Raw genomic sequence first — 17,758 nt, 5'->3', positions numbered from 1 at the left:
GGCTAGCTCGGGGCTTTCTCGGCTGCTGTCTGATTGCCCGTGTCGCGCCGCTTGCGCGGTTGCATCTGCTCGACGATCTGCTCGAGGCTCGCCGTGATCACCATCTCCGAGTCGCCGCCGCTGCCGCGCCGGATCTGCTCCAGGCAGTGTCCGGTGCCGATCGCCAGGGGGATCGGATGGATGTTGCGTTCGGCGTAGAACTGGAGCATCTGGTCGCCCACCATGCCCGAGCGCCAGGGGCCCCAGTCGATGGCCAGGGCATGCACTCCCGGCCAGGCCCGGCTCAGGCTGTCGGCCAGCTTGTTCAGCACCTCGTTGGCGGCGCTGTAGTCGCTCTGCCCCGCATTGCCGAAGCGTCCGGCGATGGAGGAGAAGAACAGCACGAACTTCAGCGTCTCCGGGCGCAGCCGGCGGGCCAGGATGCGCGCGCCGATGACCTTGGTGTCGTAGACGGTGGCGAACGACTCCGGCGTCTTGTCGCGGATCAGCTTGTCGTCGATGACCCCGGCGCCGTGGACGACCCCGTCGATCCGTCCGTGGCGCGCATAGAGCGTATCGATCAGGGCGCCGAAGGCCTCGCCGTCGCGCACGTCCACCGCGTGGTACTCGACCCGGGCCCCGGTAGCCCGCAGCCGCTCCAGGTTGGCGAGGATCTCGCGGTCCTTGAGCAGGCGCTTGAACACCCGGTCCACCTCGGCCGGCTTGACCTTGCCCCCGGCGCTCTCGCGCAGCCTGGCGATCAGCACCTGCTTGAGCTGCGCCGGATCGGCGACAGCGCGGGTGTCATCGGCCTCCTCCTCCGGCAGCGCGCTGCGCCCCAGCAGCACCAGCAGCGGGCGGTAGCGGCTGCCCAGGGCATGGGCGATCTCGGCGGTGATGCCGGCGGCGCCGCCGGTGATCAGCACCACCGAGCCTTCGTCCAGGCCGGATCGGTCCTCTACCGGCGCGACGGCCTGCGGCACCAGCTCCAGCTGCCAGCGCCCCTCCCCGTCGTAGCCGACTTCCAGAACCGGCGCCCGGCCGGCCCACTCGCCGAGCACCCGCTCGACCGCCTCCTGCGGCGCCAGCGACGGCGCCAGGTCGATGCACTTCACGCAGGCCTCGTCGCCCCACTCCCGCGCCGCCGACTTGGCGACCCCCAGGGTACCGGCGCATTCGAAGGGCAGCTCGCCGCAACCGGCCAGTCCGGAGCGTCCGTCCAGCGCGCTGAGGCTGAGCAGCCAGCCGGCGCCGCTTTTCGCCGCAGCTTTGAGGTCCCGGTCGAACACCTTGCACAGCAGGAACAGCACCTTGGCCGGGGCGATCCCCTCGTCCTGCCCGGCGGCGAGCATGCCGAGCAGGCTGATCAGGGTTCCCGCCGCGGGCCCTGCCCCGTCGCCCAGCAGAGCGCGCAGGGCCTGGACCGACTCCAGCGAGCCGGCATCCAGCTCGAAACGGCCATCGCCCAGGGCACGGGTCGCCTGCCCGGGCAAGACCCGCACCACCCGCTGCCCGGCCGCTCCCAGGGCGGACTCGAAGGCCCGGGCCAGTTCCGACTCCGGGCCGACCAGCAGGACCGGCAGACCGGCTGCCGGCCACTCGGCCCCCACGCTACCCAACGGTGCGGCGACGGCCCTGAGGCCGTAGGCCCGCACCACCTGTTCCGGCGCAACTGCAGTTGCGGACTCCACTGTCTCAGCCGGCGATGCCGACAGTGGAGCCGAGGCTTTTTTTGAGCCGGCGTCTCCGGCCGGCGCCTTGCCGACGGTTTCTTGCAGCTTGTCGTACCAGGCGACGATCTCGTTGAGCGTCTTCAGCGCGGCGAGTTCCTCGAACATGGTCTCCTCGTCGCGGCCGGCCGCCAGGTTGTGGCGATCCTTGAGCTGGCTCAGCACCTCGATGCGCTTGATGGAGTCGATGCCGAGATCGGCTTCCATGTGGGCGTCCAGGTCGAGCATGTCCTCCGGATAGCCGGTACGCTCGGAAACGGCCTGCAGCAGATCGGCCTTGAACTGCTCGGTTGAGGCCATGCTGACACTGGCGGCGGCCTTGGCAGCGGGCGCGGGCGCCGGAGCGGCGGCCGGAGCCGGCTGGGCGGCCTCGACGCGGGGCTGGGCGGCCGGCTGCGGCTCGGCAGTGGACGGCTGCGACGCACGACCGACCGGCAGGCTGGCGCTGTGCAGGGACAGCACCTGGGCCGGCAGCACCGGCGCGGCCGGTATCGCCGTCGGGGCCGCCGAGGCCTGCTGCACGGCCTGGGCCAGGCCCTGCGCGGCGGCCACGGCGGGCCGCTCGCCTCCAGCGAGACTGCACTGGAAGTCGAGGAAGCGACGCAGCGACTCCTGTTGCTCGCGTTGCAATGCGATGAACTGGGCGATGACTTCCTGGACCTGCGCGACATCCACCAGCGATGGTGCTTCCATCCCTGCGCGCAGTGCGTTGTCATTTGCCATGCTGTACCTCCGATGTGGCGCGTGGCGTGGGCTGTTGACCGGCAAAACCGCCGGACGGGTATGGCTGATGGGCGTCACGGTCGCCACAGGACCGGCCTGTGCCGACTTCGGATTCGGGACCGCGGCGGGAGCCGCGCCGGCGGCCGGTTGCGCAGTGGCCGGCTTGTCGGCAGCGACCGCACGGGGCTTCGCCGGCGCATGCCAGGAGACGGCCCGGGCGCCGTTGACGCGCCAGATCATTTTTCCCGGGTTGGCCCTGGCGCTCGCCCGGGCGAACACCTCGGCCACGCTCAGGGCCGGGTAGCCGCGGCCCTTGAACCAGCGGGCGAAATCCACCGGCAGGCCGAGGGCGTACAGCTGGCCGAAGACATGGGCCAGCTGCACCCAGCCGCCGCGCCCGGCCACCTCGACCCCCAGGGCGGTATGCGGCAGGTCGCCGAGGATGCGATCCACCAGCCCGCTCAGCACCAGACCGGGCCCGGCCTCGATGAAGATGCGCGCGCCGGCGTCGTAGAGCTGCTGGACCTCCTTGACGAAGTTGACCGGCTCGGTCATGTGCTCGACCAGCAGGTTGCGCATCTTCTCCGGGTCTTCCGGATAGGCCTCGCCGGTGGTGTTGCTGTAGACCTCCACCTGGGCCGGCTTGAACTCGATCTTCGCCAGCGCCTCGGCGAGCCCGTCGCGGGCATCGGCCATGGCCGCGGAGTGGAAGGCGGCGCTGACCGGCAGGCGGGTCACCCGCAGCGACTGCCGGGCGAGAATCTTGGTGGCGGCCTCGATCCCCTCCACGGAGCCGGCGACGATGGTCTGGTCGGCCGCGTTCAGGTTGGCCAGGCTGACCTTCAGATCGAACTGCTCAATCAGGGCGCGGACACGGATCTCGTCGGCGTCGATGGCGGCCATGGCCCCCGGGTTCTTCTGTCCGGCCTCGCCGGCCAGCCGCCCGCGGATCTCCGAGAGGCGGATGAAGTCGTCCAGCCCGATCACCCCGGCCGCGTGCAGGGCGACGTATTCGCCGTAGCTGTGGCCGGCGACGAAGTCCGGCTTCAGGCCGAAATCGCCGAGCACCCGCAGCGCCGCGGCCTCCACCACCCCGAGCGCCGGCTGGGCGACCCGGGTCGCGTTCAGCTCGTTCTGCTGGACGGCGCGGGCTTCGTCGCTGAACACCGGCACCGGGTAGACGTAGCTCGACAGCGGACGCTCCAGACACTCGGCGAGCAGCCGGTCCGCATGCTCGAACAGGCCGTGCAGTTCGGGCAGCGTGGTGGCCAGGTCGACCAGCATGTTGATCCGCTGCGAACCCTGCCCGGGGAAGAGGAAGCAGACGCCGCTCGGACTGGCGCTGCCGAGGCGGAAGTACAGCCCCTGCGGATGCTTCAGCTCCGTCTCGTTGCCGGCCAGGACCTTGAGCGCCAGCTCCAGCTTCTTCTTCAGGTCCGCCCCGGAGGCGGCGGCCAGGGCCAGGCGGCAGTGGCGGGCGGATGCCGCCGACGCGCCGCCCTGCTCCAGGTGCAGCGCGTAGGCTAGCTGGGCGACGTCCACCTGCTCGGGATGCTCCAGCCCGTCCAGCAGCCGCCGGACCTGTTCGGTCACCTGCTGACGATCCTCGCCGTGGAAGACGAACGGCTCGGCGTCGCGCGGGTTGAGGTCGAGGACGTCGCTGTCGCGGTAGGCGCCGGTGTACTCCTCCAGCACCACGTGGAAGTTGGTGCCGCCGAAGCCGAAGGCGCTGACCCCGGCGCGCCGCGGATGATTGGAGGTGTTCAGCCAGGGCCGCGGCTCGGTGTTGATGAAGAACGGCGAGCGCTCGAAGTCGATCCGCGAGTTGGGCACTTCGACGCCCAGGGTCGGCGGCAGCACGCGCTGCTTAAGCGCCATCGCGGTCTTCACCATCGCCGCCAGGCCGGCGGACACCTTGGTGTGGCCGATCATCGACTTCACCGAACCGACGGCGCAGGACTGCCGGGCCATGCGGGTCTTGCCGAAGGCCAGGTTGAGCGACTCGATCTCCGACTTGTCGCCCAGCGCCGTGCCTGTGCCGTGGGCCTCGATCAGGCCGATGCTGGTCGGATCGACTCCGGCGTCCTCGTAGGCTCGCTGCAGGGCGGCCAGCTGGCCCTGGGGATGCGGCGCGGTGAGGCTGCGGTTGCGGCCGTCGCTGGAGGCGCCGATGCCCTTGATCACCGCGTAGATGCGGTCGCCGTCGCGCTCGGCGTCGCCCAGGCGCTTGAGCACCAGGGAGACGATGCCCTCGCCCAGGGCGATGCCGTCGGCGCCGTCGTCGAACGGCCGGCTGCGGCCGCGCGGGGACAGGGCGTGGGTCTGGGCGAAGCAGAGGAAGCCGACCCCGTTGTTGGAAGCATCCACCGAGCCGACCACCGCGACGTCCGCATCGTGGCTGCGCAGCTGGCGGATGCCGGCGTCGAGGGCCGCCAGCGACGAGGCGCAGGCCGCGTCCACCGTGAAGTTGGTGCCGCGCAGGTCGAAGCGGTTGGCGATCCGCCCGGCGATGACGTTCTCCAGGATGCCGGGGAAGGAATCCTCGGTCCATTTCGGCAGTTCGTGCTCGTACAGCGCCTCCATCACCTGCCGGCGCGCCTCTTCGGACAGGCCTTCGACCCGCGGCAGGTAATGGCTGAGCATCCCGCGGAAGATGTAGTCGCAGGCCAGCTCGTTGATGCCGCCGGCGGCGAAGATGGTGGCGGTGCGGTCCTTGGCGAAGGAGCGGCGGTCCAGCCCGGCGTCGGCCAGGGCCTGGCGCACCACGTCGAGGGCCAGGAGCTGGATCGGCTCGATGGACTTCAGGCTGGCCGGCGGGATGCCGTAGAGCGACGGGTCGAACTGCACGTCGTCGAGGAATCCCCCCCACTTGGAATAGGACTTGTCGGCCGTGCCGCGCTTGGGATCGAAGAAGTCCTCGGGGCGCCAGCGGTCCTCGCTCACCTCGCGGATCGCGTTGACCCGGTGCAGGATGTTCTGCCAGTAGCTGCGCAGGTCCTGGGCGGCCGGCAGCAGGCAGGCCATGCCGACGATGGCGATGTCGCTCTCGGCCGGCACGCGCCGCGGCACGCGCTTGCGCGGCAGGAACCGATCGGCCAGCGCCAGCGCGCTGTCGCAGCCTTCCGACACGGCGGCGTGCAGGGCGGCGATGCTCAGGGTCTGCGCGCGCAGGCGGGCGACCTCGCCGAGCATGTACATGCCCTCCCGGCGCTGGTCCTCGACCGGGATCTGCACGTAGCGGGACGCGCCTTCCGTGCGATCGGCGTTGTGGCTGACGCCCTTGGACGCCATGCGCAGGCGACCGATGTTGAACAGTTCGAGGACCTTGAGCACCTTCTCCGGCGCCTCCAGGGCCAGCAGCATGTCGCGCCGGGTGCGGTTGAACTCCTCGCAGAAGGGCGTCACCGCGCAGCGGGTGTACATCCCCCGGCCCGACTGCAGCAGGGTGGTCTCCCGGCAGGCGATGGCCTGGGCCTGGAACTCCGGCAGGATGGCGCCGGACTTCACGATTTCCTCGGTAAAGAGGTAGGCGGTGCCCATGATCACGCCGATCTTCATGCCGCGCGCGACCAGCGGCACCGCCAGTGCCGACACCATGGCCGCCGACAGCTCGTCGTGGATGCCGCCGGCGAAGAGGATCTGCACGTTCTCCGGGTCGGGGATGTCGGCGCCGGTCAGGGTCTCGACGGCCGACTCCCAGAGGATGAAGCTGCTCAGGGGCCCGGTATGGCCGCCGCACTCGCCGCCCTCGAAGATGAACTTGCGCGCGCCGTCCTTCACGAAGCCCTTGAGCAGCCCGGGCGACGGCACGTGCAGGTAGGTGCTGATGCCCAGCTCCTCCAGCTCGCGGGCCTGGCCGGGACGGCCGCCGGCGATCAGGGCGAACGGCGGTCGCACCTCGCGCACCACCTCCAGTTGCTGCTGGCGCAGTTCCAGCGGCATGAAGCCGAGGATGCCGACGCCCCAGGGCTGCCCGCCCAGATCGGCCTTGGTCTGGACCAGTAGGCTGCGCACCTGGTCCTGGCGCATCACCGAGAGGGCGATGAACGGCAGGCCGCCGCCGTCCGCCACCGCCTTGGCGAAGCCGGCCACGTCGCTGACCCGGGTCATCGGGCCCTGGACGATGGGATAGCGGGTGCCGTGGATACGCGCCAGCGGCGAATCCGGCCCCAGCGCCTGCTGCCCGCGGGCCTGACGCAGGGCCTCGTCAATGGTCTCGGCGAAGGCCGCAAGAATCCGCCCGACGGTGCCGTGGCGGTGCGCCAGACCGGCGGCCAGGGCGATGTCCTCGCCCATCGGCTGCAGTTCGACGCCATCTTGCAGTTGCTGCAGCAATTGTTCTTCCCAGGGCTCGCCCTTGATCACCGCCTGTTCGAGCGCTTCCAGCTGCTCGCGGGCGCTGCGGCTGAACAGGCGGAACTGCCGCTGCTCCGGCCCGAGCAGGACGGTTTCGCTACCATCCAGGGCGGCCCAGGTCCTGGCCTGCGGAGCACCGGCGAAGGGGCTCTCGTCGGCCAGCCAGAGCTGCTCGCAGAGCACCACGCCGCTAGCCCCGGCGAGCACCGCCGCGACGGCGCTGTGCGGGCCCATGCCGCCCTGGATCCAGTAGGGGATGTTGACCCGGCCGTTCAGCTCCTGGAGCAGGATGAAGCTGGAGTGGCGGCTGGCCCAGCCGCCGGACTCGTGGCCCTTGACGATCAGCCCGTCGCAGCCCGAAGCCTCGGCGGCCATCGCCGAGGGCAGATCCCAGACCTCGACGAAGATCTTGCGCGCCAGCCGCTTCAGACGCTTCTTCAGCACCGCCCGCTCCTTCGGCTGCATCCCCGCGAACACCAGGTCGTCCGGCTTGAGCCCGGCGAGCACCAGGATCGGCACGCGCTTGCTGACGATTTCCGCCAGTTGCGCCAGACCGCGCTGCGGAGAGCCCAGGGTGTCCCAGCGGATCCCCCACTGGGCGCCCGTCCCGGCGGCGCCGGCCAGGCGGTCAACGGCGTCCCGGATGGTGTCCGGGGCGTTGTGGCATCCGAGATCGAGGATGCCGATTTCCCCCGCACGACAGGCAGCGATGGCAATGCGAGGATCGAGGCACCCGACAGGTGTTACGGAGATATGACTAGGCATGTGATCGTCCTGCTCTCAAAAAAGGTGCAACTAGTGCACGGTTTTTTGTTCGTGCCCCGAGTCGAATACAAACCGCATCGCGCACCTGAATGGCCGATATCGCGACCGGATACGGGGTTGTAAGTCCAATTTACAGAACCAGTCATTGCCGGACTGGCGAGCCAAGGTGAAGAGAAACCGGCCTATTCAACGGCCGTTATTTACATGGAGTTGTGCCAGGCACAATGGCCGCCGACTTCACGACCACTTCTTCTTGTCTTGAAGCGGTAAATACGATCATAGACCACATTGAACTAATCGCCGGATTTTATTCCCATGTAACGGGAAATTGATTCTCGACCGCCAAGATCGTTCGGGGCATATGGGTTGCTATCGCCTGAAGACTATCGCCGGAGTTGCCGAATACCCACCCCCTCGACCGCGCCCGCATGACACGAGCCTGAGGAAACCGCAAACCTGGCGACCGGGCAAGCGCAAACATGTAAATCCCGCCAGATCAACTAGTTAACATCAATATGAAGCCACTGACACTGCGCCACTCCGATATCGATAGTTAACTACCAAGTTACGACCGCTCCCCATGATGGGTTCAACTCAATGAAGCGCCGCTCATCACTTCATCAATATCCGCCGACCATATCCGGGCGATTCCATTGAAAAATCATATATACGGGCCGGCATTGCAATTGCCATCCCACATGACGGCAAAACACCCTTAAAAAACATCATTCAAGTATCAAGGGAATATCAGATCAATCGAAACAAGCAGACCAACACTAACGGAACATCGACTAACATATAGGAAGTTCATTCACCCCACTCGAAGAAAAACTTCTTTATCGAGCGGAAGTTATATCGAGTCGAAGTGCGATACGGCCGAATGAATCGGCCGATATGCCATCGGAATATGCCATGTAGTTCGGAGCGAACGGCCATGCCGCTGTAAAGCGGAAGTGACCCGCGGCGAACGGCGGGCCACTGGATTGCAACAAGCGGGAGACTCGCTCGCTACAGCAGGAGTGCCGCCGCTACCGCCAGCCCGATCGCCAGTGCCCCGCCGCCCACCCAGACCGCCCATGGCAGAGCGCTCCCCGTCCCGGCTTCCGGCGTCGGAGCCGCAGTGGCCTGCGCCGCGGCGCGCAGCGGATTGGCCACGTCTGCGCCCGAGGACCTGGGTCTGGTCGGCTTGAGCAGATCGACCATCGGCACGAAGAGAGTGGCGTCCTCGTCCTCGGGCTGCGGTACTTCCACCCTGGGGCCGATCACCAGCAGGGTGACCGAGCCCGTGCGGACCTGGTCGCCGGGCTGCAACAGGACCGTGTTGATCTTCTTCTGGTTGACGAAGACGCCGTTGACCGAGGCCAGGTCCCTGATCTCGAGCAGATTGTCCTTGAGGAAGAACTCGGCATGCCGGCGCGACAGCTCGGGATCGCTGAAGCAGAGCTCGCACTTGGTCGAGCGGCCGAGACTCATGCTGCCGGGCTGGATCTGGAACTTCTTGCCCACCTGCTCGCCGGAGAGCACCTGCAGGTACCAGCGCACGGTGGCGCCCATCCCGACCATCGGCCGCGGCTGGCTCGGCGCGAGCAGCTGCAGCTCCAGGGTGCCGAGCCGCAACCAGTCCCCCGAGCGCAGCTGATACTGGCTGGTGATGCGCTGCTCGTTGACGAAAGTCCCGCTGGCGCTGTTGCAGTCGGAAAGGTAGTGCTGACCGTCGCGGTGACTGATCTCGGCATGGAAGGCGCCGACCCCGGGGTCGTTGACCGCCAGGTGATTGCGCCGGTCCGTGCCGATGGTGAAGCGTCCCTCGACCAGCCAGATGGGGGCCTGACGATTGTCCTTGAAATGCAGCTTGAGCATGGGCAGTGAACTCTTTTCTTGTCTGCAGTCGCCGTGTCCGCGGCGCTGCCGGTCAGTTGCCGAACAGGTTGTTCCAGACGCGCTTGATGGGATTTTCCTGGGGGGCCTCTTCGAGCTCGGGCTCGCTGGCCTTGGCAGGAATAGCGGCGGCGCGACGCGCCCGGGCCGACTTCTCGGCCCGGGCGGACGCCAGCAGTTGGCGATGCTCGCGCTGCATGGCCAGCAGCTCGGGATCCTCCGGTTGCACCTGCAGCCCGCGCTCGATCATCGCCAGCGCCTCGGGGAAGTTGCCGCGCCGGTAGGCGCCGTTGGCCTGGTCGCGGAAGAGCGCGGCGATGCGCTGCAGACCGGCCAGGGCCTGCGGTTCATTGGGCACCCAGCCGAGGATTTCCCGGTAGTAATGCACGGCGCTGTCCTCCTCCGGCTGCAGCAGGCGCCGCTCGGCGATGCGCTGCTCGGCCCGCGCCAGGTTGCCGGCGATTCGGGCCTCGAGCACCCGCTGCAGGCCGTCGAGCGCCCTGGCGTTGCCGTCCTCCAGGGCCAGGGCCTGACGGAAGTAGAAATCGGCGTTGTCGTCGGCCGGTGCCACCAGACGGCCCTCTGCCAGGCGTTGCTCGCCGAGCGCCAGCCAGTCGTCGATGCGGGCTTGGCGCACCCGCTCTAGGCCGGCCAGCGCCTCGGGGTTGTCGCTGTCCAGGCGCAGCGCTTCGCGGAAGTAGTGCTCGGCGCTGTCCTGCACCGGCTCCACCAGCTGGTGCTGGCCCAGGCGCAACTCGGCCTGGGCCAGCAGGTCGTCGATCCGCATCTGCTGGCGCAGGTAAAGGCCCCCGCTGGCCAGGGCGGCGGCCAGCAGCAGAACCCCGAGGGAGATCGGCAGCAGCCGGCCGCGCCGCTTGGTGCCGTCCGTCCGGGACGCCGCTGCGGTGGGCGAGATGCGGGTCTTACCGAGGTCGTGGGCTTCGCTCTCGTCCAGCGCCGCCAGCAGCTCGCGGCAATCGGAGAAGCGCTCGGCCGGCTCCTTGGCCAGCATGCACTCGAGCACGCCCTGCAGCGGCGCCAGGGCCTGGGGCAGCTCAGGCACCGGCATCTGCAGATGGTTCATCACCGTCTGGGTGTAACTGCCGCCGCGGAACGGATTGCTGCCGGTGAGCATCTCCAGGAAGATCACGCCGAGGCTGTAGATGTCGCTGCGCGCATCCAGCGGCTCGCACTGCGCCTGCTCCGGGCTGCTGTAGGCCGGGCTGCCGACGGCGATGCCGAAATGGGTCAGCTCGCTGTCGATATCGACGTCCTTGGCCACGCCGAAGTCGGTCAGCACCGCGGTGCCGTCGGCCCGGAACAGGATGTTGGCCGGCTTGACGTCGCGGTGGATCAGGCCCTTGTCGTGCACCACCTGCAGGCCGCTGGCGATCTGGCGGATGATCGCCTGGGCACGCTCCGGCTCGAAGACTTCGCCTTTGTGGCGGGTCAGATCGCCGCCGGACAGGTATTCCATGGCCAGGTAATAACGGCCGTCGGCCAGTTGGTCGATGTCGTAGATGGTGATGATCGACGGGTGATGCAGGGAGGCGACCAGATGGCCTTCCTTGATGAAGCGCAGGATGTAGGCCCGGTCCTCGATGTTGCTCAGGACCTTGATCGCCACCTTGCGTCGCAGGGATTCCTGGGTGGCCAGATACACCTCGGCCATGCCGCCCTTGCCCAGGAGGCCATGCAGGGTGTAGCCGGGAATTTCGAGTGCGCTGTCGCTCATGGATGGGGCGCCGAATCAGGTTTTAGCGGGTTTGAACAGTTTGTCGAGGAAGCCGCGCGGCCGCTCGGGCAGGGATTCAGACGACGACGGAGCCAGTCCCAGCACAATGCAGGAGATATTGTCGTTGCCGCCCATGCGGTTGGCCGTGTCCACCAGCTCCGACACCAGTTCCTCGAGCGTGCCGGCACGGGCGCAGACTTCCTGGATGCGCGCATCGCTGAGCTCGCGGGTCAGCCCGTCGCTGCACAGCAGCAGAAGCTCGTCGCGGCCCAGCGTCCCCTCCAACGAATCCACGTCGAGATCAAGCCCCTCCTGGCCGAGACACTGGGTGACGACATTGCGCCGGGGATGCCGGCCGGCCTCCTCGGGACTCATGCGGCCGGCGTCGACCATCGCCTGTACCCAGCTGTGATCGCGGCTCAGCTGCTCGATGGAGCCGGCGCCGACCCGGTAGGCGCGGCTGTCGCCGACCCAGGCCAGCTGGAAATCGGCTCCCTGGAAGCGTACCGCGACCAGGGTGGTGCCCATGCCGCGACTGCCGTCCTCCTCCTTCGCCGCGCTCAGGATAGCCTCGTTCGCGCAGTGGATCGCCCGGAGCAGGTCGTCGCCCCGGGCGATCCGCTTGCGCAGGGTCTCCAGGCCCAGGGCGCTGGCCACCTCGCCGCGCCGGTGCCCGCCCATGCCGTCGGCGACGGCCCACAGGCCCAGGCGCGGCTGGCAGAGCAGCGCGTCTTCGTTGTGCTGGCGCACGCGGCCCACGACCGTCAGCGCGGCATGGACCAGAGCGGGAGGAGAAGGCGTCTTGCTCGGCATCTGGCGGGGGATTCTCGATGAGGCAGTGAGGGGGCGATCGCCAGGCGGCATCGGCAAAGTGCCGATGATATCCGGGAGCGGCCGGCCAAGTTGCCGATTGCTTGGCACAACGACTCGATGCCGTTGCTGCCGGTATAGCTGTCTACCGGCACCGGACCGCCAGCGGACGCCGGCCTGCCGGAATCCCGGAATATCCGCGATCAAGGCTCCGCACCGCGCGCCGGACGGAGCGCGGCAACGGAGCGTGACGGCACGGCGCCGGCTCAATGCTGGGGGGCGAGCCCCAGTTCGGCGGCGCTGATCTCGCGCATGCGGAACTTCTGCACCTTGCCGCTGATGGTGGTCGGGAAGTCGTCGACGAACTTGATGTGCCGCGGCGTCTTGAAATGGGCCAGGCGCTCCTTGCAGTAGGCGCGCAGCGCTTCGGCCTCCACCGCCCGGTCGGGATGCAGCCTGACCCAGGCGACGATCTCCTCGCCGTACTTGTCGTCCGGCACGCCGACCACCTGCACGTCGGCCACCGCCGGGTGGCTGTAGAGGAACTCTTCGATCTCCCGCGGATAGATGTTCTCGCCGCCGCGGATGATCATGTCCTTGTTGCGCCCGACGATGCTGATGTAGCCCTCCTCGTCCATTACCGCCAGGTCGCCGCTGTGCATCCAGCGCGCACCGTCGATGGCCTCGCGGCTCGCTTCCGGGTTGTTCCAGTAGCCCAGCATCACGCTGTAGCCGCGGGTGCACAGCTCGCCGATCTGCCCGCGCGGCACGACCCGCCCTTGCTCGTCGATGATCTTGCTCTCCAGATGCGGCTGGGTGCGCCCGACGGTAGTGACGCGACGCTCGAGGTCGTCGGCCGGGCCGGTCTGGGTCGATACCGGGCTGGTCTCGGTCATGCCGTAGGCGATCTGCACCTCGGCCATGTGCATCTCGCGGATCACCCGTTTCATCACCTCCACCGGGCAGGTCGCGCCGGCCATGATCCCGGTGCGCAGGCTGGTGAGGTCGAAGTCCGCCCGCTCGGGCCGGTCGAGCATGGCGATGAACATGGTCGGCACCCCGTACAGCGCGCTGGCCCGCTCCTCCGCCACCGCGCGCAGGGTGGCCAGCGGATCGAAGGCCGCGCTCGGGTAGATCATGGTGCTGCCGTGGGTCAGGCAGCCGAGGTTGCCCATCACCATGCCGAAGCAGTGGTACAGCGGCACCGGGATGACCAGCCGGTCGCGCTCGGTCAGCCCGAGGCTCTCGCCGACCAGGTAGCCGTTGTTGAGGATGTTGTAATGGCTGAGGGTGGCGCCCTTGGGAAAGCCGGTGGTGCCCGAGGTGTACTGGATGTTGATCGGCTCGTCGAACTGCAGCCGCCGGCCGCACTCGCGCAGCTGCTCGGGGCCGACCCGCTCGGCCAACTCCTGCAGCCGCCGCCAGCCGAGCATGCCCTCGCCCGGCTGGCCGCCGAGGCTGATCACGCCGCGCAACTTCGGCAATGTCGGGCTCTGCAGGGCGCCGGGAGAGGCGCCGGCGAGCTCCGGCAGCAGCTCGGCGAGCATGGCGTGGTAGTCGGAGGTCTTGAAGGTGTCGGCGCTGATCAGCCAGCGGCAACCGGACTGCTTGAGGGCGAACTCCAGCTCGCCGAGACGGTAGGCCGGGTTGATGTTGACCAGGATCACGCCGATCTTGGCGCTGGCGAACTGGGCGATGCACCACTCGGCGCAGTTCGGCGCCCAGATGCCGAGGCGCTCGCCCGGTCGCATGCCGATCGCCAGCAGGCCACGGGCGCAGCGATCCACCGCCTCGGCCAGCTCGCTCCAGGTGTAGCGCAATCCCTGGTGGTGGACGACCAGCGCCTCGCGCTCGGGGTAGCGAGCGACCGTGCGGTCGAACGCCTCGCCGATGGTCATGGCCAATAGCGGTTTGTCCTGCGCTCCGCAGGTGTAACTCGGAAGGTTCATAGAATCCCTCGGTCTTATAGTTGTTATCGGGCGTACTACTACTTCACATCATCAGACTTCCTCGTGCCCCTCGTGCCGTTGGAACGGGTTGACAGTCGGCCGAAGACGGCTTTACGTTAACGTAAAGGTAATGACCAAACAAGGATGCCAAGGCACCTGACGACCCCATAAGCAATGACCGGCGAACCAAGCCGCGTCAAGGCGAGACAGTGCCGCTCGGGGTGGCTCCGGCCCGCCCCGCCAAGTCGGCAGCACCGGTACAACAAGACAGACAAGGTGGTTCCATGACTTGCTTCAGCCTCAATTTCGCCCTCGGCGAAACCATCGACATGCTCCGCGACCAGGTACGCGCCTTCGTCGCTGCCGAACTGGCGCCGCGCGCCGCCGCCATCGACCACGAGAATCAGTTTCCCGCCGACCTCTGGCGCAAGCTCGGCGAGATGGGCCTGCTGGGCATCACCGTGCCCGAAGCGTACGGCGGCGCCGGCCTCGGCTACCTGGCCCACGTGGTCGCCCTGGAGGAGATCAGCCGCGCTTCGGCCTCGGTCGCCCTCTCCTACGGCGCCCACTCCAATCTCTGCGTCAACCAGATCAACCGCAACGGCAATCCGACGCAGAAGGCCCGCTACCTGCCCAAACTGATCTCCGGCGAGCACGTCGGCGCGCTGGCCATGAGCGAACCCAATGCCGGCTCTGACGTGGTTTCCATGAAGCTGCGCGCCGAGCGGAAGGGCGATCGCTTCGTCCTCAACGGCAGCAAGACCTGGATCACCAACGGCCCGGACGCCGACACCTACGTGATCTACGCCAAGACTTCACCGGACAAGGGCTCGCACGGCATCACCGCCTTCATCGTCGAGCGCGACTGGAAGGGCTTCAGCCGCGGCCAGAAGTTCGACAAGCTGGGCATGCGCGGCTCCAACACCTGCCAGCTGTTCTTCGACGACGTGGAGGTGCCGGAGGAAAACGTCCTCGGCCAGATCGACGGCGGCGTGCGAGTACTGATGAGCGGGCTCGACTACGAGCGCGTGGTGCTGTCCGGCGGCCCGGTCGGCATCATGCAGGCGTGCCTGGACGTGGTCCTGCCCTACATCCACGAGCGACGGCAGTTCGGCCAGGCCATCGGCGAATTCCAGCTGATCCAGGGCAAGGTGGCCGACATGTACACCCAGCTGGGCGCCAGCCGCGCCTACCTCTACGCGGTGGCGCAGGCCTGCGACCGCGGCGAGACCACCCGCAAGGACGCCGCCGGGGTGATCCTCTACACCGCCGAGGCCGCCACCCAGATGGCCCTGCAGGCGATCCAGATCCTCGGCGGCAACGGCTACATCAACGACTTCCCCACCGGGCGCCTGCTGCGCGACGCCAAGCTCTACGAGATCGGCGCCGGCACCAGCGAGATCCGCCGCATGCTGATCGGCCGCGAACTCTTCCAGGAAACCCGCTGAGGAAGCCCGATGGACAGCAGCGAACGCTTCACCGGCCGGGTCGCCGCCTACGACCGCGGCCGCCCGCGCTATCCGCGGGCCCTGATCGACCGGCTGTGCCGCGGTCTGGCAGAGTCGGCGGTGGTGGCCGACATCGGCGCCGGCACCGGCCTGCTCGGCGAGCCCTTCGTCGAGCGCGGCCACCCGCTCCATGCGGTCGAGCCCAACGCGGCGATGCGCGAGGCCGCGGCACGCCGCTTCGCCGGCCAGCCCGGCGTTCTGATCCGCAACGGTCGCGCCGAGGCCACCGGCCTGGCATCGGCCAGCGTCGGACTGATCGTCGTCGGCCAGGCCTTCCACTGGTTCGACCGCGCGGCGACCCGCCGCGAGTTCCTGCGCATCCTGCGCCCCGGCGGGCAGATCGCCCTGGTCTGGAACGACCGCCTCTCCGACAGCAGCGACTTCATGCGCGGCTACGAGGCGCTGTTGCGCGAGTACGGCACCGACTACGCCCAGGTGGAGCACCGCAACCTCCATCCGGCCGTGCTCGCGCACTTCTTCGGCCCGGAAGGCTGCCGCCTGCTGGCCTTCGCCAATCCGCTGGAATACGACTGGGAGGCCCTGCTCGCCCGCCTGCATTCCACGTCCTACGTGCCGGGCCCCGACGAGCCGGGCTACCTGTCGCTGCGCGAAGGCCTGCGGGCGCTGTTCGAGCGCCACCAGCAAGGGGGCCGCGTGCGCTTCGACTACGAAACTCTCGCCTACCTGGGCACGCCGAGCTGAGGTGAACATGAGCATCCTGACCAGTTCCCTGGATAGAAACAGCCCCGACTTCGCCGCCAACCGCGACGCCATGCTGGCCCAGGTCGAGGATTTGTGCGCCCGCCTCGCCCGCATCGCCGAAGGCGGCGGCCGAGAGGCGCAGAAGCGCCACAGCGCGCGCGGTAAGCTCCTGGTTCGCGAGCGCATCGACACCCTCCTCGATCCCGGCTCGCCCTTCCTCGAACTCTCGCCGCTGGCCGCCTTCGAGGTGTACGGCGAGGACGTACCGGCCGCTGGGGTAGTCGCCGGTATCGGCCGCGTCGAGGGTGTCGAGTGCATGATCGTCGCCAACGACGCCACGGTGAAGGGCGGCACCTACTACCCGCTGACGGTGAAGAAGCACCTGCGCGCCCAGGCCATCGCCCGGGAGAACCGCCTGCCGTGCATCTACTTGGTGGACTCCGGCGGCGCCAACCTGCCACGCCAGGACGAGGTGTTCCCCGACCGCGAGCACTTCGGGCGGATCTTCTTCAACCAGGCCAACATGAGCGCGATGGGGATTCCCCAGATCGCGGTCGTTATGGGCTCCTGCACCGCCGGCGGCGCCTACGTGCCGGCGATGGCCGATGAGACCATCATGGTGCGCGAGCAGGCCACCATCTTCCTCGCCGGCCCGCCGCTGGTGAAGGCCGCCACCGGCGAAGTGGTGTCCGCCGAGGACCTGGGCGGCGCCGACGTGCACTGCAAGACCTCCGGGGTGGCCGACCACTACGCCGAGAGCGACGCCCACGCGCTGGCCATCGCCCGCCGCTGCGTGGCCAATCTCAACTGGCGCAAGCTCGGCCGTCTGGAAGCCGACGAACCGCGCGCACCGCTGTATTCCGCCAGCGAGCTGTACGGGGTGATCCCGGCCGACGCCAAGCAGCCGTTCGAGGTGCGCGAGATCATCGCCCGCCTGGTCGACGGCAGCGAGTTCGACGAGTTCAAGGCGCTGTTCGGCCCCACCCTGGTCTGCGGCTTCGCCCGCCTGCACGGCTATCCGGTCGCCATCCTCGGCAACAACGGCATTCTGTTCTCGGAGGCGGCGCAGAAAGGCGCGCATTTCATCGAGCTGGCCTGCCAGCGCGGCATCCCGCTGCTGTTCCTGCAGAACATCACCGGCTTCATGGTCGGGCAGAAATACGAAGCGGGGGGCATCGCCAAGCACGGCGCCAAGCTGGTCACCGCCGTGGCCTGCGCCAAGGTGCCGAAGTTCACCGTGATCGTCGGCGGCAGCTTCGGCGCCGGCAACTACGGCATGTGCGGGCGCGCCTACGACCCGCGCTTCCTGTGGATGTGGCCCAACGCGCGGATCGGCGTGATGGGTGCCCAGCAGGCCGCCGGCGTGCTGGCCCAGGTCAAGCGCGAACAGGCCGAACGCAGCGGACAGGCGCTGTCCGCCGAGGAGGAGGAAGCGATCCGGCGGCCCATCGTCGAGCAGTACGAGCGCCAGGGCCATCCCTACTACTCCAGCGCGCGGCTGTGGGACGACGGCGTGATCGACCCGGCGCAGACCCGCGAAGTGCTGGCCCTGGCCCTCTCGGCCAGCCTGAATGCCCCCATCGAGCCGAGCCAGTTCGGCGTATTCCGCATGTGAGAGAACCT

General features: G+C 68.3%; 8 protein-coding genes. 3 read left to right on the top strand and 5 right to left on the bottom strand.

Annotation, left to right across the window (positions count from 1 at the left end; translation table 11 throughout):
* Nucleotides 1–2: 2 nt before the first annotated feature.
* The 5 genes from ACFOJE_RS12675 to ACFOJE_RS12655 all read right to left on the bottom strand — a co-directional run bounded on the left by ACFOJE_RS12675 (nt 3) and on the right by ACFOJE_RS12655 (nt 13,925).
* Nucleotides 3–7,553 carry an SDR family NAD(P)-dependent oxidoreductase gene (locus tag ACFOJE_RS12675; protein WP_377814728.1) on the bottom strand — a complete coding sequence of 2,517 codons (7,551 nt, stop codon included), beginning with the start codon at nt 7,551–7,553 and terminating at the stop codon, nt 3–5.
* 1,008 nt (nt 7,554–8,561) lie between these two features.
* Complete coding sequence (locus tag ACFOJE_RS12670) at nt 8,562–9,413, bottom strand: FHA domain-containing protein (RefSeq protein WP_377814727.1); 852 nt, start codon at nt 9,411–9,413, stop codon at nt 8,562–8,564.
* 52 nt (nt 9,414–9,465) lie between these two features.
* On the bottom strand, nt 9,466–11,166 hold the full coding sequence (locus ACFOJE_RS12665; protein ID WP_377814726.1) for a protein kinase domain-containing protein: 1,701 nt from the start codon (nt 11,164–11,166) through the stop codon (nt 9,466–9,468).
* Nucleotides 11,167–11,181: 15 nt separating this feature from the next.
* On the bottom strand, nt 11,182–11,979 hold the full coding sequence (locus ACFOJE_RS12660) for a PP2C family protein-serine/threonine phosphatase (RefSeq protein ID WP_377814725.1): 798 nt from the start codon (nt 11,977–11,979) through the stop codon (nt 11,182–11,184).
* Nucleotides 11,980–12,242: 263 nt separating this feature from the next.
* Nucleotides 12,243–13,925, bottom strand: coding sequence for an AMP-binding protein (locus ACFOJE_RS12655; protein WP_377814724.1), 1,683 nt, complete (start codon nt 13,923–13,925; stop codon nt 12,243–12,245).
* Nucleotides 13,926–14,209: 284 nt separating this feature from the next.
* Between ACFOJE_RS12655 and ACFOJE_RS12650 the strand changes: the two genes are divergently transcribed.
* Genes ACFOJE_RS12650 through ACFOJE_RS12640 form a run of 3 tightly spaced genes read left to right on the top strand, consistent with a single transcriptional unit; the run spans nt 14,210 to nt 17,750 of the window.
* Nucleotides 14,210–15,373 carry an isovaleryl-CoA dehydrogenase gene (locus ACFOJE_RS12650; RefSeq protein WP_377814723.1) on the top strand — a complete coding sequence of 388 codons (1,164 nt, stop codon included), beginning with the start codon at nt 14,210–14,212 and terminating at the stop codon, nt 15,371–15,373.
* Between the two features lie 9 nt (nt 15,374–15,382).
* Nucleotides 15,383–16,135 (top strand): class I SAM-dependent methyltransferase, encoded by a 753-nt coding sequence (locus tag ACFOJE_RS12645; protein WP_377814722.1) that lies wholly within the window; start codon nt 15,383–15,385, stop codon nt 16,133–16,135.
* Between the two features lie 7 nt (nt 16,136–16,142).
* Nucleotides 16,143–17,750: a carboxyl transferase domain-containing protein gene (locus ACFOJE_RS12640; RefSeq protein ID WP_377814720.1), complete on the top strand. Its 1,608-nt coding sequence runs from the start codon at nt 16,143–16,145 to the stop codon at nt 17,748–17,750.
* The last annotated feature ends 8 nt before the right edge of the window (nt 17,751–17,758 follow it).

Origin of the sequence: Azotobacter bryophylli (assembly GCF_042643485.1) — a bacterium.
Lineage (GTDB): Bacteria > Pseudomonadota > Gammaproteobacteria > Pseudomonadales > Pseudomonadaceae > Azotobacter > Azotobacter bryophylli.
This window is presented reverse-complemented; position numbering and strand designations above follow the sequence as displayed.

What these genes read in the sequence shown, in the direction of transcription:
- ACFOJE_RS12675 (WP_377814728.1), bottom strand. Translation starts at nt 7,553, where the DNA reads ATGCCTAGTCATATCTCCGTAACACCTGTCGGGTGCCTCGATCCTCGC.
- ACFOJE_RS12670 (WP_377814727.1), bottom strand. Translation starts at nt 9,413, where the DNA reads ATGCTCAAGCTGCATTTCAAGGACAATCGTCAGGCCCCCATCTGGCTG.
- ACFOJE_RS12665 (WP_377814726.1), bottom strand. Translation starts at nt 11,166, where the DNA reads ATGAGCGACAGCGCACTCGAAATTCCCGGCTACACCCTGCATGGCCTC.
- ACFOJE_RS12660 (WP_377814725.1), bottom strand. Translation starts at nt 11,979, where the DNA reads ATGCCGAGCAAGACGCCTTCTCCTCCCGCTCTGGTCCATGCCGCGCTG.
- ACFOJE_RS12655 (WP_377814724.1), bottom strand. Translation starts at nt 13,925, where the DNA reads ATGAACCTTCCGAGTTACACCTGCGGAGCGCAGGACAAACCGCTATTG.
- ACFOJE_RS12650 (WP_377814723.1), top strand. Translation starts at nt 14,210, where the DNA reads ATGACTTGCTTCAGCCTCAATTTCGCCCTCGGCGAAACCATCGACATG.
- ACFOJE_RS12645 (WP_377814722.1), top strand. Translation starts at nt 15,383, where the DNA reads ATGGACAGCAGCGAACGCTTCACCGGCCGGGTCGCCGCCTACGACCGC.
- ACFOJE_RS12640 (WP_377814720.1), top strand. Translation starts at nt 16,143, where the DNA reads ATGAGCATCCTGACCAGTTCCCTGGATAGAAACAGCCCCGACTTCGCC.